We start from the raw sequence: 22,040 nt of genomic DNA, 5'->3' as shown, positions 1-22,040 counted from the left end.
CGATGTTGACTTATCGTAGGGCGGAGAGCGAAGGACACTAGCCGCTAGGGCGCTGGAGCTGGACAATTCAAACTGAAATATTCGTAATAACCAATGATGGAGCATAGTAATTAAGCCAACCCATGAAAAGAGAGGAAATGCCTAAGGCTGAGAGCATTTCTGCATGTACCTTAATGAATGAACACTCCTTAGGCTTCTCTCCGAAAAAGCCCAGGCTTTAGTAGGAGAAGAACGTGAGCAGGCGTTAACTGTTAAAGAGGAAGGGCATTCACTTACATGCTTTTCAACTAGGGTGGCACCGCGGGATCAAAACTCTCGTCCCTTGTATTTTATACAAGGGATGGGAGTTTTTTTATTTTCGTTTAAAACTTATTTACATAAAAATTTTTGAAAAAAAGAGGAGGGTTTCCACTATGTCTATAAGTATTCCAAGAGGCACGCAAGACATTCTGCCTGGAGAGGTAGAGAAGTGGCAGCTGATTGAAGCGAAGGCCAGAGAACTTTGTGAAAAATATCAATACCAGGAGATTCGCACACCTATTTTTGAACATACCGATCTTTTTTCAAGAGGTGTGGGTGATTCAACCGATATTGTTCAAAAAGAAATGTACACATTTGAAGACCGGGGGAAACGCAGTATTACGCTTAGACCGGAAGGCACGGCAGCGGTTGTTCGCTCGTTTGTTGAGAAGAAAATGTTCGGTCTTGCGGGTCAGCCCGTTAAGCTTTATTACATGGGGCCGATGTTCCGCTATGAACGTCCGCAGGCAGGGCGCTTCCGCCAGTTTGTCCAATTTGGCGTAGAAGCCTTAGGCAGTAACGATCCGGCGATTGATGCAGAGGTGATTTCCCTTGCGATGAATCTGTACAAAGAAATGGGCTTGACGCAGCTAAAGCTGATTATTAATAGTCTCGGCGATAAGGAGAGTCGTACGGCACACCGCGAGGCATTAGTGAATCACTTTAAACCGCGAATCGGTGAGTTTTGCCACGATTGTCAAAACCGTTTGGAAAAAAATCCTTTGCGAATCTTGGATTGTAAACAGGACCGTGATCACGAATTGATGAAGACAGCACCATCGATCCTTGAATTTTTAAATGATTTTTCGAAAGCCTATTTTGAAAAATTACAGCACTATTTAACGCAGCTCGACATTCCGTTTGAGGTCGATGCCAACTTGGTGAGGGGCTTGGATTATTATAATCACACGGCCTTTGAGATCATGAGTAATGCCGAAGGATTTGGCGCGATTACCACCCTTTGCGGCGGTGGGCGATACAACGGATTAGCGGAAGAAATTGGCGGTCCAGAAACACCTGGGATTGGCTTCGCCTTAAGTATTGAGCGTTTTATCGCAGCTCTTGATGCTGAAGGAATTGAGCTTGAGGTGAATCAAGGGATTGACTGCTACCTCGCTTCACTTGGTGAAGAGGCAAAGGATTACACTGTCGGATTATTGCAGCAGCTGCGTTTGGCAGGTTTTTCAGCAGAGCGGGATTATTTGAATCGAAAAATTAAAGCGCAATTTAAAGCGGCAGACCGCTTAAAAGCAAAATACGTTGCCATTCTTGGCGATGACGAACTTAAAAATAACAAAATTAATATAAAAAATATGGCAACAGGTGAACAAGTAGAAGTAGACCTTGGTTCTTTTGTTCAATATTTTCAGGGATTAAAGGGGGAAAAATAATGTTTGGCAGATCGTATTTTTGCGGAGAAGTTCCAGAGTCTTCAGTAGGGGAAAAGGTGACATTAAAGGGATGGGTGCAAAAACGCCGTGACCTTGGCGGATTAATTTTTATCGATCTGCGCGACCGTTCAGGTATTGTTCAAGTCGTGTTTAATCCTGACTTATCCAAGGAAGCACTTGAAACGGCAGAAAAAATCCGGAATGAATATGTGTTGGATGTGGTAGGAACAGTCGTCGCCCGTGAGGCTGGCACCGTCAATGACAACCTTAAAACGGGAAAAATCGAAGTGCAGGCGGAGGCCGTGACGATTATCAATGAGGCAAAAACACCTCCGTTCACGATTTCAGATAAAACAGATGCTTCGGAAGATGTACGCTTAAAGTACCGTTATTTAGATTTCCGGCGCCCGGTTATTTTTGAAACATTAAAAATGCGCCACCAGGTAACAAAGCAAGTTAGAAATTTTCTTGATGGCGAAGGCTTTTTAGATATTGAAACACCGATTTTGACAAAAAGTACGCCAGAGGGTGCACGTGATTATTTAGTCCCAAGCCGTGTTCATCCCGGTGAATTCTATGCACTGCCGCAATCACCACAATTGTTTAAACAATTGCTCATGGTGGGTGGTGTTGAACGTTATTACCAAATTGCCCGATGTTTCCGCGATGAAGACTTGCGTGCTGACCGTCAGCCAGAATTTACGCAAATTGATATTGAAACAAGTTTCATGAGCCAAGAAGATATCATGGGCATGATGGAAAACATGATGTCACAGCTGATGAAAGAAGTTAAAGGTGTGGAAGTTCCTAAGGCCTTCCCGCGTATGACCTATGATGAGGCAATGAGCCGCTTTGGTTCCGATAAGCCGGATACCCGTTTTGGCTTAGAGCTTGTTGACCTGTCTGAAATCGTGAAGGATTCTGGATTCAAAGTGTTTGCTTCCGCTGTTGCCGGTGGCGGCCAAGTAAAAGCGATTAATGTAAAAGGTGCTGCAGACAAGTATTCACGAAAAGATATTGACGCCTTAGCGGAATTTGCAGCTGTCTATGGTGCGAAAGGTCTTGCGTGGCTGAAGGTGGATGCTGAAGGCTTGAAGGGCCCGATTGCGAAATTCTTTGTTGAAGAAGACACGCAAGCACTTGTTGCGACTCTCGAGGCTGCTGATGGGGATTTGTTGTTGTTTGTTGCTGATAAGAAAAGTGTTGTAGCGGATGCCCTAGGTGCTTTAAGACAAAAGCTTGGTAAAGAATTAGGGTTAATCGACCCAAGTCTATTTAATTTCTTATGGGTAACTGACTGGCCGCTCTTAGAGTACGATGAGGAAGAAGGCCGTTATTACGCGGCACACCATCCGTTTACAATGCCGTTTAGGGAAGACCTTGAATACCTAGATTCGGATCCTTCCAAGGTACGTGCCCAAGCGTATGACCTAGTCTTGAACGGATATGAACTTGGCGGCGGATCTCTTCGGATTTTTGAACGCCCAATTCAAGAAAAAATGTTTAGTGTTCTTGGTTTTTCTCCGGAGGCTGCACAAGAACAATTCGGCTTCCTGATGAATGCTTTTGAATATGGAACACCGCCGCATGGAGGAATTGCTCTTGGTCTTGACCGCTTGGTGATGCTGCTTGCCGGCAGCACGAACCTACGGGATACGATTGCATTTCCGAAGACAGCGAGCGCAAGCTGCTTGTTAACGAATGCCCCTGGCGAAGTTTCCGAGGCACAATTAAAGGAATTGAATCTATCACTAAATGTTAATAAATAACAGGAATTCGCTTTCATGAAATCTTGAAGACTGCGTCAAAATATGCTATTATAAAAGCAATTAAAGAAGAGTCCTGAAATGTACGTTGTGTTACCTGAAGTTTTGACCGAACATTATTTATTCGGGAGTCCAGAGTTTTTTGATTGCGTAAATGCCCCACCCTTTTACGGGTAAGGGGACTTACAATACCGGAAATAGGACACCCACCTGCTGAATGCGGGATCAAAACTAAGGATCTAGAAGCAACGGCACCATTGGGACTCTTTTCCTTTTGGACGAAATTAACCTTCCGGCTTATGTTGGAAGGTTTTTTTGCAGTAATTATGATAATCCCTATAAAGATACTTGTTTTTATAGGAGGGTATGATATATTTTTATGGTGAAAAAATAACTAATAAGTGAATTTGGATTTGGAGTGAATATATATGCTGCATCAATTTTCCCGTAATGAGCTTGCCGTTGGTAAGGAAGGGTTAGAAATAATGAAAAACAGCACAGTCGCTGTTTTAGGTGTGGGCGGTGTCGGTTCGTTTGCCGCTGAAGCGCTTGCTCGCTCCGGAGTTGGCCGTTTAATTTTAATTGATAAAGATGACGTAGATATTACTAACATTAATCGTCAGTTAATTGCGTTGCTTTCAACGATTGGCAGACCGAAAGTAGAAATTATGGAAGAGCGGATTAAGGATATTAATCCAGACTGTGAAGTAATTTCGCTAAAGATGTTTTACACAGAGGAAACATATGAGGAAATTTTCGACTACAATATTGATTTTTTTGTGGATGCCTCTGATACGATTGTTTATAAAATCCATTTGATGAAAGAGTGTTTAAACCGTGGAATCCCGATTATTTCCAGCATGGGAGCCGCTAATAAAATGGATCCAACTCGGTTTAAAATTGCAGATATATCTAAAACCCATACGGATCCGATTGCGAAGGTTATTCGCACGAAGCTGCGTAAGGAAAGAATCCACAAGGGGATACCGGTTGTCTTTTCTGATGAGAGTCCAATTGTTATTCGTGAAGATATTAAGAAAGAGGTGGGCAATGAGAACTCACCGATCCGCAAAGGACAAATGCCACCTGCTTCGAATGCCTTCGTCCCATCTGCCGCCGGTTTGATCATGGCAAGCTATGTAGTGATGGAATTATTGAAGGATATTAAGATTTATCGTGTTTCGGATGAGAAATGAGTTTTTGGGGAGCCCTGGACTATTATTAGTCTGGGGCTTTTCTGAGGAGAGAGGGTCTACGTGACCAAAAATGGGTAGAGAAGGAGAAAAGGTAACGTAGAAGGGGTCTACATTACCAAAAATGGGAAAATACGAAGAAAAGGTCACGTAGAAAGGCTCTATGTGACCGAAAAAGCGAAATAAAGTAAAAAAGGTAACGTAGAAGGGGTCTATGTGACCAAAAATGGGAAAATACGAAGAAAAGGTAACGTAGAAAGACTCTACATGACCAAAAAAGCGAAACAAAGAAAAAAAGGTTACGTAGAAAAAAATTCTAAGTGACAAGAATAGAAAAGTTCATTTTTAACAAAAAAGGATACCCCATAACAGGTTAATTTACAATTTATTCAAAATAAAACCAACGACCATATCCAGAGGCTGTAAAATTTTCGAATAATATCCGCCTAACCACCTTCGTAGACCCAACCACCCTGCACCATTCATGTACACCTATTGTGGTAATCTTCAAATCTGGAAATAGAAGCTTATGCTCCTTCACACTCCGTAAAACACCAGAATCCACACTTTCCTCGCAGCCACATTTCGAACATACTAATTTCTTATCCCCAATAGAAATCATAAATGAATAGCATCTGGGGCAAAGGATACCCTTTTTTAACTTTCCATAAGTATAAATCGGCTTCCAAGCGTAAGGAGATTCAACTAGATGCATCGCCAGTAATTGGTCTGCAAGCTTTTTGTGGCGGCCATTTAGTTTTGACGATGTTTTGTTTAATTTTTTCATGAGTTGGTGAAGCTGTGTTGGGGAAATAATTGGTTCATTAAGAGGGGCTTGATAAAGGGTAAATCCGGGGTTCACAAAGGTAACGGATCCTTCCACGGGTAAATTAATTCCTTGTTTTTTAAGTAATGGGCGGAGTAGTGAATTACTGCGTTTTAACTGATCCAATGGATTTTTAATTTCCTCTTTGGCGGGCAAGAAATAAAATCTTTCCAATTCGTATAAATAATCACCCTCGAAGTTTTTAATTTCGAAAGGGTAAATGGTTTCTTCAGAGATGATCAAAGAATCAATTTGACATGCAGCATTATTATATTCAAGGTATAAACCGTTTAAAATATACAAATCATTTTCTAGCTTCGCAGTTAACTGGTCAAACATTACCTCGCCTTGATAGCCTTTTTCAAGGTGCAGATAATGCTTTTTTTCCTTTGTAGATAATGTCGACCGAGCGTTTAATGATCTAAATTTGAGCAATTCCTTTGATTCCGTTCGAGAATTTAAAAACATGGCACACTTCCTCTCTTTAGTAACACTTACATTTTATAAAAAAATAACAGCCGAATGTATGAATTTTTTGTTAATATTACGGGTCTCTCGGTCTTCAGACCTAGAAAGGATTCCACCCCCAGACGTTTTATGAAAATTTATTTACTAGGATATAATTAAATAGGAATATAAGGTAAAATTAGTTCCGTACATAGAGAGGAGAGAGAATTTGGAAACTATAGTAGAATTAAAAAATGTAACCAAGGTGATTAAAGGAAGGAAGATAATAGATAACATCAGCTTCCAAGTGAATAAAGGCGAGGTATTCGGCTTCTTAGGCCCAAATGGCGCCGGGAAAACGACGACCATTCGGATGATTGTCGGCTTGATGGGGATAACTTCAGGGGATATAACGGTTGGCGGTGCGAGCATTAAAACCCAGTTTGAGGATGCGGTAGGTCATGTGGGTGCCATTGTTGAGAATCCGGAAATGTATAAATTTTTAAGTGGCTATCAAAACCTCGTTCATTATGCAAGAATGGCAAAAGGGATTTCAAAGGAAAAAATTGCTGAAACAGTTGAACTTGTTGGTTTAACTGAACGGATCAACGACAAGGTAAAGACCTATTCACTCGGGATGAGACAGCGATTGGGTTTAGCACAATGTCTCTTACACGACCCGGATGTTCTCATCCTTGATGAGCCTACAAACGGCCTCGACCCGGCGGGAATCCGGGAAATCCGCGATTATGTCCGCCTGCTGGCTCGTGAAAAAAATATGGCTGTCATTGTCTCCAGTCACTTGCTATCGGAAATGGAAATGATGTGTGATCGAATCGGGATCATTCAAAATGGCCGGTTAATAGATGTCCAACTTGTCCAGGAATTTGTCCATGGTACCGAAGTGACTTATGAATTGGAGGTTGTCCCAAGCGACAAGGCTTTGGCAATTATTGAGGCTAGCTATCCTGAAGTTAGAGCCAACCGTTCGCGAAACGGTATATCAGTGGAGCTGCCGAAAGAAGAAATCCCGAATTTAATTAAAATGTTGGTTAACGAAGATATTCAAATCTTTGGAATTAAAGAAACAGCGAAAACGTTAGAGGATCGCTTCCTTGAAGTGACATCGGAAAAGGAGGCTGTAACCCGTGGTTAATTTAATCAAAAATGAATGGATGAAAGTTTTTAAACGCCCAGGCACCTTTGTGATGATTGGGATCCTTATCGTCGTCATTGCTTTAATGGGAATTGTCATTAAAACTCAACAAAATGATACCAATTTCGCTCAGGATAAAAATTGGGAGCAAGTATTACAAGAGGAAAATAATGCGTTAAAACAACAGATGACGCAAAGTCGAACCAAGATAGAAAAGCAGTTTTTCAAAAAGGAAATTGCCATTAATGATTATCGAATCAAGCATCAGATTCCACCGAAAGAAAAATATACGGTGTGGTCATTCGTAAAGGATAGCTCACAGCTGATCATGCTGGCGGGATTATTTATCATTATTGTTTCAGCTGGAATTGTCGCTAGCGAATTTAACTGGGGAACCATCAAGCTGTTATTGATTCGGCCCATCAATCGGACGAAAATCCTGCTATCGAAATATTTGACAGTGTTATTGTATGCATTGTTCATGCTGGCAATTTTGTTTGTCTTCTCAACTGCGCTTGGTGCCATTCTGTTTGGGATGCCGGACAAAGCAGTACCGTATTTAAATTATTATAACGGTCATGTCACCGAACAAAATATGGTTGTCCACTTGTTAATCTATTACGGTTTAAGTTCCATTGACACGATTATGCTAGTGACAATGGCTTTCATGATCTCTTCTGTTTTCCGGAATAGCTCGCTGGCGATTGGGCTATCGCTATTCTTATTATTTACTGGGGGACAATTTACTGCGTTGCTATCGATGAAATTTGATTGGGCAAAATATATTTTGTTCGCGAACACGGATTTAATGCAATACTTCGAAGGCACGCCAATGGTAGAGGGGATGACATTAACCTTCTCAGTCATCATGCTGCTCCTATACTTTGCCCTATTCCAATTCCTAGCCTTCTACGTCTTCAAAAAACGCGACGTAGCAGCATAAACAATATCGGTATACTGAAAAGGGTGTCAGGCACCATATGGTGCCTGACACCCTTTCTACTATTTCGATCTTGTTATTTTTTCGTATACGGTGGCTAGGGCTTGTTCGAATTTTCCGGTTTTTTTGGGCTGATAGTATTTTTTATTTTTAATTCTATTTGGTAAATATTGCTGCGGCACCCAGCCATTTTCGTAATCGTGCGGATACTTGTAGTCGATTCCTCTGCCTAGTTCTTTTGCCCCTTTGTAATGGGCATCTTTCAGATGATCTGGGACTTCGCCAACAATTCCTTTTTGAATATCATCAAGCGCAGCCTGAATCGCTAAGACTGCGGAATTAGATTTAGGTGATAAGCATAATTCAATAACGGCATTGGCTAAAGGAATCCTTGCTTCAGGAAAGCCAATTCTTTCTGCCGTTTCAATCGCAGCTAATGTGCGTGCACCTGCTTGTGGATTGGCAAGACCGATATCTTCATAGGCGATAACAATTAATCGTCGGCTTATACTCGGAAGGTCACCTGCTTCAATTAATCTCCCTAAATAGTGAAGAGCCGCATCGACGTCGCTTCCTCGGATTGATTTTTGAAAGGCGGACAGAACATCATAATGCCCATCCCCGTCTTTATCGGCAACCAGGCTTTTCTTTTGCAAACATTCTTCTGCGGTTTCAACATCAATATGGATGATGCCATTTTCATCTTGATCCGTTGAAAGTACCGCTAATTCTAGGGCATTCAACGAGCTTCTAACATCCCCATTTGAGCCCTGGGCAAAATGCTGCAAAGCTTCTTCAGATATCTCCATTTTCAAACCGCCAAGACCTCGCTCCTCATCACCTATGGAGCGCAACAGTGCTTGCTTCACTTCATCTGGTGATAACGGCTTTAATTCAAAAATTTGGCAGCGGCTGCGGATTGCTGGGTTAATTGCATGGTAAGGGTTACTGGTTGTGGCTCCGATTAATACAATCATTCCATTTTCTAAATAAGGTAGTAAAAAATCCTGTTTTGCTTTATCTAAACGATGGACTTCATCAAGAAGTAGTATTACTTTTCCGGACATTTTTGCCTCTGCAGCCACGATTTCCATGTCTTTTTTATTATTAGTGACCGCATTCAATGTGCGAAAGGCATATTTCGTACTACCGGCAATGGCGCTGGCAATCGAGGTTTTCCCAATTCCGGGTGGTCCATATAAAATCATCGATGTCAGCTGTTTGGCCTTCACCATTCTGGCAATTATTTTTCCCTCACCAACCAAATGCCGCTGACCTGCGACTTCATCAATCGTTCGAGGACGCATTCGAAATGCTAATGGTTTTTGCTGCATAATCATCTCTCCAAAACAAACTTATTTCGCTCCTTCTAACATACCATTTTCCCTTGCAAAAGCACATTAAAGAAGAATATGATATAATTTCTAATGCCTATCAATTTACTGAGAATATTTTTTAATATAGATTACGAATAGAGGTGCAAGATATGAAAATTTCTACAAAAGGCCGTTATGGTCTTACCATCATGATTGAACTTGCCAAAAAACACGGCGAGGGTCCTACTTCATTAAAATCCATTGCCCAGGCAAATGATCTTTCCGAGCATTATTTAGAACAGTTGATTGCCCCGCTCCGGAATGCTGGATTAGTAAAAAGTATCAGAGGAGCTTACGGCGGGTATATTCTATCAGATGAGCCTTCCAAAATTACGGCAGGCGATGTGATTCGTGTACTTGAAGGTCCAATTACCCCTGTCGAAGGAATTGAGGATGAAGAACCTGCTAAGCGCGAACTGTGGATTCGCATTCGCGATGCGATTAGAGACGTTTTGGATAATACGACATTGGAAGATTTGGCTAGCCATAGCGAGGATCAGGAACCAGACGGTTATATGTTTTATATTTAAAGTCAAAAGTAGTACAAGAGAATTATTTTGATTGAAGGTGTAATAATGGAACGAATTTATCTCGACCATGCCGCGACCACACCAATGCACCCAAAGGTGATTGAAAAAATGCTCGAAGTCATGAATGCGACGTTTGGGAATCCTTCCAGTATCCATTCATATGGCAGGGAAGCCCGTCATTATCTGGATTTAGCACGAGCTGCACTTGCCAAGAGCATTGGGGCAAAGGAAAGCGAGATTATTTTTACAGGCGGTGGAACGGAAGCAGATAATATGGCATTATTTGGCGTTGCGGAAAGCTATCAGAACAACGGCAAGCATATCATTACAACCCAAGTGGAGCACCATGCTGTTCTACATGCCTGCAAGAGGTTGGAAAAGATGGGCTTTGAGGTTACCTATCTTCCTGTTGATGAAATCGGTCGGATCTCTGTCGCAGACCTTGAAGCTGCGCTAAGGGATGATACCATTCTCGTTTCTATCATGTATGGGAACAACGAGGTGGGCACTTTGCAGCCCATTTCAGAGATTGGAGAACTGTTGAAAAATCATCAAGCCATTTTCCATACTGATGCGGTTCAGGCCTATGGGGTGGAGGATATTAATGTTAATGAGTGCCTGATTGATTTACTTTCTGTTTCTGCTCATAAAATAAATGGGCCTAAAGGGACAGGTTTTCTTTTTGCAAGGTCATCTGTAAAAATTTCTCCACGTCTATTTGGCGGTGATCAAGAAAGAAAACGGCGTGCAGGAACGGAAAATGTGGCTTCCATTGCCGGATTCCATGAAGCTGTCCTTATTGCAAGTGATGAAAGGTCGGCCAAAAGAGAACGGTTCAAGGGATTTAAAGAGGTTCTGCTGAAAACGCTTCGTGCATTAGATGCAGAATTTGACATAAACGGATCGCTTGAATATTCGCTACCACATGTATTAAACTTAAGCTTTCCGGGGACAAGTGTGGAAGCGATGTTGGTTAATTTAGACCTTGCTGGAATCGCTGTTTCTAGTGGTTCCGCGTGCACGGCGGGTTCCATTGAACCTTCCCATGTCCTTGTTGCCATGTTTGGTAAACAATCTGAACGCTTAGTCAATTCGATTCGCTTCAGTTTCGGCTTTAATATAACAACGGAAGAAGTTATTAAAGCTGCTGAAGAAATTGCGAATGTCGTTTCGCGTTTGAAAAAATAAATTCGTAATTGTGGTAAAGAGAGAGGTGAAAATATGGAGAAAAAAGATCCAAAAAATACACGTGTTGTTGTCGGGATGTCAGGCGGTGTTGATTCCTCTGTCGCTGCGCTATTATTAAAGCAGCAAGGCTACGACGTCATCGGCATTTTTATGAAAAACTGGGACGACACCGACGAAAACGGCGTGTGTACCGCAACAGAAGATTATGAGGATGTCATCCGTGTTTGTAATCAAATTGGCATTCCTTATTATGCAGTTAATTTTGAAAAACAATATTGGGACAAGGTCTTTACCTATTTCCTAGAGGAATATAAAGCGGGCAGGACGCCTAATCCTGACGTCATGTGCAACAAAGAAATTAAATTTAAAGCATTCCTTGAGCATGCGATGAAATTGGGCGCAGATTATCTTGCCACCGGTCATTATGCCCGCGTCGAATACCGTGACGGAGAATATAAAATGCTCCGCGGTCTTGATGAAAATAAGGATCAAACGTATTTCTTAAATCAATTGTCGCAGGAGCAAATTAGTAAGGTGATGTTCCCAATTGGTAATCTTGAAAAATCAAAGGTACGAGAAATTGCGATGGAAGCTGGACTTGCTACCGCCACTAAAAAAGACAGCACCGGAATCTGCTTTATCGGTGAGCGGAATTTTAAAGATTTCTTAGGTCAATACTTGCCTGCACAACCGGGAAACATGGAAACATTTGACGGTGAGGTAAAAGGCAAGCATGAAGGTTTGATGTATCATACTATAGGTCAGCGCCACGGCTTGGGAATTGGCGGATCGGGTGAGCCTTGGTTTGCCATTGGTAAGGATCTAAAAAGAAATATCCTTTATGTTGGTCAAGGATTTCATCATGACAAACTATATTCTGATGCGATAACTGCGGTTAATGTAAGCTGGGTTTCAAATCATGAAATGCCTGTCGAGTTTGACTGCACGGCGAAATTCCGTTATCGTCAGGAAGACCATAAAGTGACTGTTCGTCTCTTAGAAGACGATAAAGTACAAGTTCTATTCCACGAACCAATTCGTGCCATTACACCAGGGCAGGCAGCTGTGTTTTACAATGGCGATGAATGCCTTGGCGGTGGAACGATTGATGAAGTGTATAAAAATGGTGAACGGTTAACATATGTTGGCTAATATTTGACCCTGATTCCTACTTAGGAGTCGGGGTTTTTATATCGAATTTTTGATTTAGCGGAATAAATCGGGAAGTTGGCGGAATTCGACCAGTTTGGCGGAATTAATCTCAAGTTTGGCGGAATTAACTCATAGGTTGGCGGAATAAAACAAAAAATCGGCGGAATCCACCCGCATTTTGCAAACCAAAAACAATGTAGAACCTCCATGCTCATAGAGTAATTTCTAAATGAAATATGATATACTTTCTCTTAGGATTGGAGATGACTTTATGGATAAAAACCAATTAGGTGTTGAATATATGCAGGAAGGCAACTGGGAAGAGGCGGCAATGGCCTTTAATGAGGCAATTGAAGAAAATCCGCTAGACCCTGTTGCTTATATAAACTTTGGCAATCTTCTTTCTGCCCTCGGTGATGATGAAAAGGCATTAAATTTTTATCAAAAAGCGATTAACCTAGATGAAAACGCAGCTGCGGCTTACTATAGTATCGGAAATATATTATTCACTCAAGACCTCTTCAACGAGGCGAAAAATATGTTTGAAACAGCGATGAAAAAGGGGCTTGAATCAAGCGACAATTATTTTATGTTAGGATTGACGCTCGTTCAATTAAATCAAGGAAGATTTGCACTCCCTTATTTACAAAGGAGTGTTGAACTAAATGAACAGGATGCGGAAGCACGCTTTCAATATGGATTATGTTTGGCACAGCTTGAACTAATTGACGATGCAATCGTTCAACTCGAAAAATGTATTGAGCTAGATCCTAGCCATTCAGATGCTTATTATAATTTAGGTGTTTCTTATGCTTTTAAAGAGAACGGTGTACAAGCATTACAAATGTTTAATAAAGCACTCGCCATTCAGCCAGACCATTTACTGGCAGGTCATGCGAAAAAATTGCTAGAAAATAACCATTAAATTTTAATTTTCATCCGAAAGGAGGGAGCCAAATGGAAAAACAAGACTCACTCGATTTATTTGCAGAACAAGGGAAATTCGTCAAGGGACGGCCGATTGTAACAATCTTTCATAACGAACAAAACCTATATACCGTTTTAAGAATCCGTGTCGATGAAACGAATCATCAGTATGATGACAAGGAAGCGGTAGTTACCGGTTATTTCCCAAAAATCCATGAGCAAGAAACCTATATCTTTTTCGGCGAATTTAAGGAACATCCTAAGTTTGGGATGCAATTTCATACCAATCATTTCCGTAAAGATATGCCGCAGACAAAACAAGGGGTCGTCGCCTATTTGTCCGGTGAAATGTTTAAGGGAATTGGGAAAAAGACGGCTGAGAACATTGTGGAAACATTGGGAGAGGATGCGATTTCGAAAATCCTCAATCAGCCCTCCTTGCTTGATTCCATTCCAAAGCTCCCTCCGGAAAAGGCAAAAATGCTTTATGATACGTTGATGGAGCATCAAGGACTTGAACAGGTAATGGTCGCCTTGAATCAATATGGCTTTGGTCCTCAAATTTCGATGCGGATCTATCAAGCGTATAAAGAAGAAACACTTAATACGATTCAAAAAAACCCCTATCAGCTTGTTGAAGATATCGAAGGCATTGGTTTTGGCCGTGCGGACGAGCTTGGCCATCAGCTGGGGATCACTGGAAACCATCCTGACCGGATCAAAGCCGCCTGCCTATACACACTAGAAAATGAAAGTATGCAAACAGGCCATGTTTACATCCATGTGCAGGATTTGCTTGAACAGGTAAAGACACTTCTTGAGGATAATAAACGCGATCAAATTGAATACATAGATATATCCAATGAGATAATTAAGCTTGAAGAAGAGGGAAAAATAAAAGCAGAGGACAAACGTGTCTACTTGCCATCTTTATTTTTCGCAGAGAAGGGTCTTGTTACAAGTATTCAGCGGATATTGCAGCAAACAGAATACAAGGAACAGTTCCCTGAATCGGAGTTTCTATTGGCTTTGGGCGGTTTAGAGGAACGTCTTCAAGTACAATATGCCCCGTCTCAAAGGGAAGCGATTCAAACCGCATTAATGTCACCAATGCTGATCTTAACGGGTGGCCCTGGTACCGGTAAAACGACTGTGATCAAGGGAATAGTGGAACTATACGCAGAACTGCATGGCTGTTCCTTAGAACTTAAGGATTATCATAAAAAGGATGAGCCGTTTCCGTTTTTACTTGCCGCACCGACCGGACGTGCAGCCAAACGGATGACTGAGTCAACGGGACTGCCTGCGGTAACGATCCACCGGCTACTTGGCTTTAATGGAACAGAAGGCTTTGATCGTGATGATGCAAGCCCGCTTGAAGGGAAAATATTAATTGTTGACGAAACCTCGATGCTCGACATTTGGCTAGCCAATCAATTGTTCAAGGCGCTGCCTGAGAATATTCAAGTCATCATGGTTGGCGACGAAGATCAGCTTCCATCAGTCGGGCCTGGACAGGTTTTAAAAGACTTGCTACAGTCTGAACGGATTCCGACTGTCCGCCTTACTGATATTTACCGGCAGGCAGAAGGGTCATCAATCATCGAACTGGCTCATGATATTAAAAAGGGGTATTTGCCTACAAATATTACAGCAAAGCAGGCCGATCGTTCGTTTATTAAATGTTCAACGACGCAGGTGGCACAAGTGGTTGAAAAAGTCGCCCTTAATGCCAAAAACAAAGGGTATTCCGCAAAAGATATACAGGTGCTGGCACCAATGTACCGAGGACCTGCCGGAATAGACCGCTTAAATGTGCTGCTCCAGGAAATTTTTAATCCAAATCCTGACGGAAAGCGGAAGGAAATCGCCTTTGGTGATGTCAAATATCGAATTGGTGATAAGGTACTCCAGCTTGTGAACCAGCCGGAAAGTAATGTTTTTAACGGGGATATCGGGGAAATTATTTCGATAATTTATGCGAAGGAAAACACGGAAAAGCAGGATATGATTTATATTTCCTTTGAAGGAAATGAGGTCGAATATACAAGGCAGGATCTGAATCAAATCACTCATGCCTATTGCTGCTCGGTACATAAATCACAGGGCAGTGAATTTCCCATTGTTATTTTACCCATTACAAGAAGCTATTACCGGATGCTGCGGAGAAACTTAATTTATACTGCGATTACCAGAAGTAAACAATCGTTGATTTTATGCGGTGAAGAGGATGCCCTTAGAATGGGGGTTGAACGAGCAGACGAGCTCGCGAGACAAACGACACTCTGCCAAAAGCTGCAAGAATCCATCACTGCAAATGCCATTGAAGCACCAGCCAAGGTGACAAATCAAGACGAACCAAATGAATTATCCTATGAAGAAGAATTAATGCAGGTAAATCCAATGGTAGGCATGGAAAACGTTACACCTTATGATTTTCTAACAAATGGCTGAAACTATAAATGTTCAAGGGGAGGTGGGACACTCTTTGCGGACATTTTCTTTATTGAAAGGGCAGCCTGTATTTGAAACGAGAAGTGGAACGAAAATCGGTGAGATTAGTGACCTATGTATTTCAAGCACTGGAAAAGTCAATGGCCTGCTTGTAAAAAAAGGCGTTTTCTTCAAACAATCCTTTTTTCTGGACATTCAAAACGTGACCTTCTTTGGCTGGGATGGGGTTATGGTTGAGGAAGCGGAACAATTAGAAAAGCTGAAAGAGAACCCCGAGCATACATTGACACACCAACGTCCATTGGACGGAATGATGATGCTTTCGAAAAGCGGAGAGTCGCTGGGATTATTGAAAGATGTATATTTTCAAGAAGAAGTGGGCACAATCGTAGGGTACGAAATTACGGATGGCTTCTTTTCGGATATCACGGAAGGCAAACAAGTCATTCAATCCGAGAAGCCCTTAGCGATCGGAAAGGATGCCATTATCGTAGACGTTAATGATACGTGAGGTGTCTTTTCATGTTTAAGTGTCCCAATTGTCAAAGTAAAGATATTGGCAAAATTGGTATCAACCAATATTATTGCTGGAACTGTTTTATTGAACTTTCTGTTGCCCAGGGTATTATTAATACCCACCAAGTCGAAGAGGATGGCTCACTGAGTTCCTTAGATGATTTGTTTGAAGAAGAAGAGCGTCGTTACACCCTTTAAAATAGTAAAGCGAAAGCGCCTTTGCGCTGCAGCTAGACAATCCTAGAAGAGGTGAGACGTATGAATAAAATGATGACCACAATGGTAGCTTTTGGTGCAGGTATGGCAGCGTATAATATTGCCCAAAGAAATAATATGATGTCTGCCCGCAATATGAAAAGAATGCAAAAGAAAGTGAAACGAGCGATTTTTTAATATGTATTGGATCCCCCTTATAAAATGAGGGGGATTTTTGTTGAATATTTTCCTAACATGTTTCCAAAACTAACCAAAAGGAGGCTTGGAAGTGGATATTCGTATGAAATGGTATTACCGAATTGGCTTTTTGCTCCTTTTATTAATTGCAATTTTCGTTTTTCTAAAAATAAGGGTCTTGTGGATGCCGATTGTCCGAATGGCAGCCATCATCCTGCTTCCCTTCGTGATTGGCGGATTTATTACTTATTTACTACACCCGATTGTTGAAAAATTACATGAAAAGGGGCTCCACCGTGGACTTGCGATTATCTGCATTTATTTTATCTTTTTTGGTGGAATAGGCTTTGGTCTTTATAAAGGAATCCCAGCCATCATTGACCAATTAAAAGACCTATCTGAAAGCGCTCCAGCTTTTGCCGAACAATACCGCGGATGGATTAACGAGCTGCAATCGCACACAAGGGCATGGCCGGATGGACTGCAAACGCGGATGAATGAAGGTATCGATACCTTCGAAAAAAAGATGGACTCCTTACTGACAATCATTGTGAACATCCTAATGAATTTATTAAATTCGGCGTTACTTATGCTAATTATTCCTTTCATTGCTTTTTATATGTTAAAGGATTTCCCCTTAATTAAACGAGCTGTGTGGTATATTACCCCAAAAAAATGGCGGAAGAAGGGCACGCTTTTTCTCAGGGATGTCGATGAATCCCTCGGCAGTTATATCAGAGGACAACTTCTGGTTTGTATGATTATTGGCAGTCTTTCAGCCCTGTTTTTTTGGATTTTTGACTTAAAATATCCTTTATTATTGGGGTTAATTGTTGGGGCGACTAATGTCATCCCTTATTTTGGTCCGATTATCGGGGCGGTGCCGGCTGTCATCATCGCTGCAACCACATCAGTAAAATTAGTGATCATTACTTTGGTCATTGTTTTTGGTCTTCAATTCCTCGAAGGGAATATTTTATCGCCATATATTGTCGGCAAAAGCCTGCATATGCACCCGTTAGTCATTATGATTGCGTTAACTGCCGGTGGGGAAATTGGCGGAATACTAGGATTGATTTTAGCTGTCCCGGTTCTTGCAGTGCTCAAAGTAGGAGTTATTCATGCAAAAAATCATTTCAGCCATGAATCAAATTGACAAACGTTTTTTTCGTGGCTATAATTTCTAATATATTATATTTGATGGAAAATGTTGAAGGAACGAGTATGTTGTAGTCCATCTGTAACGCGTTCAAGCGCAGAAGAGAGGAGCTTTCACGGCTGAAAGAAGCTCTAGATGAAGGATGACAGAAAGCTAATCCCGAGTGCAGCTAATCACTGCCGTTCGTGCCGCGTTAAGGCAATTTTGAGAGATGAATACAGTTTTTTTGTATTCATAATCAGGGTGGTACCGCGAGACAAGCTCTCGTCCCTGTTTTTGGGATGAGGGCTTTTTTGTGTGCATTTTTAACTATATATAGGAGGTCAAACCATATGAAAAACTTAACTGGATCACAAATCCGCTCGATGTTTTTACAGTTTTTTAACGAAGAAAAAGGACACGCAATTGAACCGAGTGCATCGCTTGTTCCGCACGATGATCCATCATTGTTGTGGATTAACAGTGGTGTCGCAACCTTAAAGAAATATTTTGACGGTCGTGTTGTACCTGAAAATCCGCGGCTCACAAATGCCCAAAAATCAATCAGAACCAATGACATTGAAAATGTTGGGAAAACAGCCCGTCACCATACATTTTTTGAGATGCTCGGTAATTTTTCCATCGGTGAATATTTCAAACAAGAAGCGATTGAATGGGCTTGGGAGTTTTTAACCGATAAAAAATGGATTGGCTGGGATCCGGAACTTCTGTCTGTTACCGTTCATCCTGAAGACCATGAAGCATTTGAAATTTGGCACAAAACAATTGGGGTGCCTGAAGAACGAATTATTCGTCTAGAAGGGAATTTCTGGGATATTGGTGAGGGCCCAAGCGGTCCGAATACTGAAATTTTTTATGATCGTGGGTCGGAATATGGGAACGACCCTAGCGACCCTGAATTATATCCAGGCGGTGAAAATGATCGCTATCTTGAAGTTTGGAACCTTGTTTTTTCACAATTTAACCATAATCCTGATGGCACCTACACACCACTGCCGAAGAAAAATATTGATACCGGCATGGGTCTTGAACGGATGGCATCTGTCGTTCAAAACGTTCCAACCAATTTTGATACCGATTTATTTATCCCAATCATTCGGGCTACAGAGGAAATCTCAGGCGAAAAATATGGCGTCGAAAAAGAACGCGATGTAGCTTTTAAAGTGATTGCTGACCATATTCGTACCGTTGCGTTTGCTGTCGGCGATGGGGCATTGCCATCAAATGAAGGCCGCGGCTATGTATTGCGCCGTTTGCTGCGCCGTGCTGTCCGCTATGCGAAGCAAATCAATATTAACCGACCATTTATGTTTGAACTCGTTCCTATTGTAGGAGAAATCATGCATGACTTCTATCCTGAAGTAAAGGATAAGACCGAATTCATTCAAAAGGTGATCAAAAATGAGGAAGAGCGTTTCCACGAAACCCTTCATGAAGGCTTAACGATTTTAGCAAGCGTTATTAAGAAGGAAAAGGAAAAGGGCAGCGACACCATCACAGGTACCGATATTTTCCGACTTTATGACACCTACGGTTTCCCTGTTGAACTAACCGAAGAATATGCTGAAGAAGAAGGCATGAAGGTGGATCATCAAGGCTTCGAAGTGGAAATGGAACAGCAGCGTGAACGTGCACGTGCAGCGCGTCAAGATGTTGATTCGATGCAGGTTCAAAAGGGCGTGCTTCGCGATGTTACGGTCCAAAGTAAATTCGTTGGCTACGATACTCTTGAGACAAGCTCAACGGTTGCAGCCATCATTAAAAATGGCGAACTTGTAGAGGAAGCATCCAGCGGTGAAGAAGTTCAGCTTATGCTTGATGTAACACCGTTTTATGCTGAAAGCGGCGGGCAAATCGCTGACCGCGGTTTGATGGAAGGAGAAGGCGTAACGGTTGCTGTTAAGGATGTTCAAAAAGCACCGAATGGTCAAAACCTCCACCAAGTAGTCGTGAAGAGCGGTACTTTAAAAACGAATCAAAATGTAACGGCAAAAGTAGATGCTGAAAACCGCGTCAAGATTATTAAAAATCATACGGCAACCCACTTGCTGCATCAGGCATTAAAAGACATACTTGGCGAGCATGTTAATCAAGCCGGTTCTCTTGTCGAGCCTGACCGTCTTCGTTTTGACTTTTCGCATTTTGGTCAAATTACGCCTGATGAATTGGAACAAGTTGAAAGAATTGTCAACGAAAAAATCTGGCGAAACATCGAAGTAGACATTACCTTAAAACCAATTGCCGAAGCAAAAGCACTAGGGGCAATGGCGTTATTTGGCGAAAAATATGGTGATATTGTCCGCGTGGTAAGGGTTGGCGATTACAGTCTTGAGCTTTGCGGCGGCTGCCATGTTCCAAATACATCTGTCATTGGCGTATTTAAAATTGTTTCCGAAGGCGGAATCGGTGCCGGAACTAGAAGAATCGAAGCAGTAACTGGTGAATCAGCATACAAATCATTGAATGAGCAAGTTGGTTTGTTAAAGGATGCTGCTGAAAAATTAAAAACAAATCCGAAAGAGATCGTGCACCGGATTGATGGTTTGATGGTTGAAATCAAACAACTGCAGCGGGAAAACGAATCACTTGCTGCAAAGCTTGGAAACATTGAAGCCGGCAGCCTTGTATCTAAGGCGAAAGAAATTGACGGCGTAACGATTTTAGCCGCTCAAGTACAAGCAGCAGATATGAATAACTTGAGAAATATGGCCGACGACTTGAAGCAAAAGCTTGGTTCGGTTGTCATCGTTCTTGGCAGTGCCCATGAAGGTAAAGTGAATTTGATTGCTGCTGTAACAAAGGATTTAATCGAAAAAGGCTACCATGCCGGGAAACTAATTAAAGAAGTCGCTTCTCGCTGCGGCGGTGGCGGTGGCGGCCGTCCGGATATGGCGCAAGCCGGAGGAAAGGATCCAGAAAAACTGGAGTCTGCGCTGCAATTCGTTGAGGAATGGGTAAAATCCATTTGATAATAGGACAAAGTAGTGTAAAATGTAGGTAACTAGAAAAGCGGAAGCGCCTTGCCCAGGGGCGACAGGCATAAGACGAGCCGGCGAGAAGGTTGTTCTTTAACCTTCTTGACGGATTGGCTTATGACCCCGAGCCCCTAGGCGCTGCAGCTAGACATAACAATTACAATTACAATTCTCTCCTCTGTTAGAAAGGCGGGGTGCATGAAATGAGTTCATTTGACAAAACGATGCGATTTAATTTTCCAGAAGAGCCATTTGAACATGATGTGAAGGATGTCCTTCTTCAAGTTTATGAGGCTTTACAGGAAAAAGGGTATAATCCTATAAATCAAATTGTCGGCTACCTGTTATCCGGTGACCCTGCTTATATTCCACGGCATCGCGATGCCCGTAACATCATTCGTAAGCTGGAACGGGACGAAATCATTGAGGAATTAGTAAAATCCTATTTAAAACAACAACGAGAGGTTTAATTAATGCGCGCAATGGGTTTAGATGTAGGCTCAAAAACTGTCGGTGTCGCTCTTAGTGATGAGCTTGGGTGGACAGCACAGGGTCTCAAAACCCTCAAAATCAATGAGGAAAAACAACAGTTTGGTTTTGAGGAAATTGGTCAATTAATTAGTGAGTATCAAGTCGATACGGTCGTTATCGGTTTTCCAAAAAATATGAATGGTACGGTTGGTCCACGCGGTGAAGCCAGTAAGCAATTTGCTGCTGAAATTGAAGCCCAATTTGCCGTGCCGACTGTTTTATGGGACGAGCGTCTGACAACAATGGCTGCTGAACGCGTATTACTTGAAGCAGATGTCAGTCGGAAGAAGCGAAAAAAGGTCATTGATAAAATGGCTGCCGTGATGATTCTACAAGGCTATCTTGATAGCAAAAATTAATGAGGTGAAGAAATGACACACGAACACGATCATAATGAAGAGGATCGCTATATCACATTGATTGATGAAAAGGGCGATGAACAACTATTTGAAATACTTTTCACATTTGATTCTGATGAATTTGAAAAGTCTTATGTATTCTTTTATCCAGTAGGTGCAAATGAAGAAGAGGAAGAAGAAATCGACATCCTCACATATGCCTACATTCCTACGGAAGATGGCGGTTTCGGCGAATTAATGGAAATCGAAACGGATGAAGAGTGGGACATGGTGGAAGAAGTTTTCAATACCTTTAACGAGGATCAAGAGGAAGAATAAGAATTAGGGAATCGGCTGCGCAGCGGCCGATTCTTTTTTTTTATGTCCAGCTCCAGCGCCCTGGTCAGCGGCTAGTGTCCTTCGCTCTCCGCCCTACGATAAGTCAACATCGAATCGCCTCCGGCTCTTCGTGTTTCCTTTAT

Annotated in this window: 20 protein-coding genes, 1 other RNA gene and 1 other annotated feature; of the genes, 19 read left to right on the top strand and 2 right to left on the bottom strand. The window is 41.9% G+C overall.

Annotated features, from left to right (window positions below):
- The first annotated feature begins 84 nt into the window (after nt 1–84).
- Nucleotides 85–326: a binding site (T-box leader), on the top strand.
- Between the two features lie 87 nt (nt 327–413).
- From hisS to BABA_RS07565, 4 genes are all read left to right on the top strand, one after another.
- Complete coding sequence (gene hisS, locus BABA_RS07580; protein WP_007084567.1) at nt 414–1,691, top strand: histidine--tRNA ligase; 1,278 nt, start codon at nt 414–416, stop codon at nt 1,689–1,691.
- Nucleotides 1,691–3,460, top strand: coding sequence for an aspartate--tRNA ligase (aspS, locus tag BABA_RS07575; protein ID WP_007084566.1), 1,770 nt, complete (start codon nt 1,691–1,693; stop codon nt 3,458–3,460). Before hisS ends, aspS begins: the two co-directional genes overlap by 1 nt.
- 67 nt (nt 3,461–3,527) lie before the next feature.
- A non-coding RNA gene (ssrS, locus tag BABA_RS26415) (6S RNA) lies at nt 3,528–3,725 on the top strand.
- Nucleotides 3,726–3,885: 160 nt separating this feature from the next.
- A complete protein-coding gene (locus BABA_RS07565; protein ID WP_007084564.1) occupies nt 3,886–4,653 on the top strand; it encodes a tRNA threonylcarbamoyladenosine dehydratase in 768 nt (255 codons plus the stop codon).
- A gap of 382 nt (nt 4,654–5,035) precedes the next feature.
- On the opposite strand, the gene BABA_RS07560 is transcribed toward BABA_RS07565, so the two are convergent.
- Nucleotides 5,036–5,944 carry an NERD domain-containing protein gene (locus BABA_RS07560; protein WP_007084563.1) on the bottom strand — a complete coding sequence of 303 codons (909 nt, stop codon included), beginning with the start codon at nt 5,942–5,944 and terminating at the stop codon, nt 5,036–5,038.
- A 208-nt stretch (nt 5,945–6,152) separates the two neighbouring features.
- Here BABA_RS07560 and BABA_RS07555 point away from each other — a divergent pair, with 208 nt between their 5' ends.
- Both BABA_RS07555 and BABA_RS07550 read left to right on the top strand, forming a co-directional pair.
- Complete coding sequence (locus tag BABA_RS07555; RefSeq protein ID WP_007084562.1) at nt 6,153–7,079, top strand: ABC transporter ATP-binding protein; 927 nt, start codon at nt 6,153–6,155, stop codon at nt 7,077–7,079.
- Complete coding sequence (locus tag BABA_RS07550; protein ID WP_007084561.1) at nt 7,072–8,022, top strand: ABC transporter permease; 951 nt, start codon at nt 7,072–7,074, stop codon at nt 8,020–8,022. The genes BABA_RS07555 and BABA_RS07550 overlap by 8 nt, the downstream gene beginning before the upstream one ends.
- A 59-nt stretch (nt 8,023–8,081) precedes the next feature.
- On the opposite strand, the gene BABA_RS07545 is transcribed toward BABA_RS07550, so the two are convergent.
- Nucleotides 8,082–9,353, bottom strand: coding sequence for a replication-associated recombination protein A (locus BABA_RS07545; protein WP_007084560.1), 1,272 nt, complete (start codon nt 9,351–9,353; stop codon nt 8,082–8,084).
- 152 nt (nt 9,354–9,505) lie between these two features.
- Here BABA_RS07545 and cymR point away from each other — a divergent pair, with 152 nt between their 5' ends.
- From cymR to BABA_RS07485, 13 genes are all read left to right on the top strand, one after another.
- A complete protein-coding gene (gene cymR, locus BABA_RS07540) occupies nt 9,506–9,925 on the top strand; it encodes a cysteine metabolism transcriptional regulator CymR (RefSeq protein WP_007084559.1) in 420 nt (139 codons plus the stop codon).
- A gap of 45 nt (nt 9,926–9,970) precedes the next feature.
- Nucleotides 9,971–11,113: a cysteine desulfurase family protein gene (locus BABA_RS07535; protein WP_007084558.1), complete on the top strand. Its 1,143-nt coding sequence runs from the start codon at nt 9,971–9,973 to the stop codon at nt 11,111–11,113.
- A 33-nt stretch (nt 11,114–11,146) separates the two neighbouring features.
- Complete coding sequence (gene mnmA / locus BABA_RS07530) at nt 11,147–12,265, top strand: tRNA 2-thiouridine(34) synthase MnmA (RefSeq protein ID WP_007084557.1); 1,119 nt, start codon at nt 11,147–11,149, stop codon at nt 12,263–12,265.
- Between the two features lie 271 nt (nt 12,266–12,536).
- Nucleotides 12,537–13,190 carry a tetratricopeptide repeat protein gene (locus tag BABA_RS07525; RefSeq protein ID WP_007084556.1) on the top strand — a complete coding sequence of 218 codons (654 nt, stop codon included), beginning with the start codon at nt 12,537–12,539 and terminating at the stop codon, nt 13,188–13,190.
- 32 nt (nt 13,191–13,222) lie between these two features.
- A complete protein-coding gene (gene recD2 / locus BABA_RS07520; RefSeq protein ID WP_007084555.1) occupies nt 13,223–15,646 on the top strand; it encodes an SF1B family DNA helicase RecD2 in 2,424 nt (807 codons plus the stop codon).
- Nucleotides 15,647–15,680: 34 nt separating this feature from the next.
- Nucleotides 15,681–16,157, top strand: coding sequence for a PRC-barrel domain-containing protein (locus BABA_RS07515; RefSeq protein WP_007084554.1), 477 nt, complete (start codon nt 15,681–15,683; stop codon nt 16,155–16,157).
- Nucleotides 16,158–16,168: 11 nt separating this feature from the next.
- Entirely contained in the window at nt 16,169–16,360 is a 192-nt protein-coding gene (locus BABA_RS07510) for a hypothetical protein (RefSeq protein WP_007084553.1), read from the top strand.
- A gap of 60 nt (nt 16,361–16,420) precedes the next feature.
- A complete protein-coding gene (locus tag BABA_RS26410; RefSeq protein ID WP_007084552.1) occupies nt 16,421–16,555 on the top strand; it encodes a YrzQ family protein in 135 nt (44 codons plus the stop codon).
- A 91-nt stretch (nt 16,556–16,646) separates the two neighbouring features.
- Nucleotides 16,647–17,711: an AI-2E family transporter gene (locus BABA_RS07505; RefSeq protein WP_007084551.1), complete on the top strand. Its 1,065-nt coding sequence runs from the start codon at nt 16,647–16,649 to the stop codon at nt 17,709–17,711.
- A 335-nt stretch (nt 17,712–18,046) separates the two neighbouring features.
- The gene (alaS, locus tag BABA_RS07500; protein WP_007084550.1) at nt 18,047–20,683 is read left to right on the top strand and encodes an alanine--tRNA ligase; all 2,637 of its coding nucleotides are present in this window, start codon (nt 18,047–18,049) and stop codon (nt 20,681–20,683) included.
- Between the two features lie 209 nt (nt 20,684–20,892).
- Entirely contained in the window at nt 20,893–21,159 is a 267-nt protein-coding gene (locus tag BABA_RS07495) for an IreB family regulatory phosphoprotein (RefSeq protein WP_007084549.1), read from the top strand.
- A gap of 3 nt (nt 21,160–21,162) precedes the next feature.
- Nucleotides 21,163–21,579 (top strand): Holliday junction resolvase RuvX, encoded by a 417-nt coding sequence (gene ruvX / locus BABA_RS07490; protein WP_007084548.1) that lies wholly within the window; start codon nt 21,163–21,165, stop codon nt 21,577–21,579.
- Nucleotides 21,580–21,591: 12 nt separating this feature from the next.
- On the top strand, nt 21,592–21,897 hold the full coding sequence (locus BABA_RS07485; protein WP_007084547.1) for a DUF1292 domain-containing protein: 306 nt from the start codon (nt 21,592–21,594) through the stop codon (nt 21,895–21,897).
- The last annotated feature ends 143 nt before the right edge of the window (nt 21,898–22,040 follow it).

The organism is Neobacillus bataviensis LMG 21833 (assembly GCF_000307875.1).
Lineage (GTDB): Bacteria > Bacillota > Bacilli > Bacillales > Cytobacillaceae > Neobacillus > Neobacillus bataviensis.
Note: the sequence above shows the minus strand (reverse complement) of the source record. Positions and strands in the feature narration are given on the sequence as shown.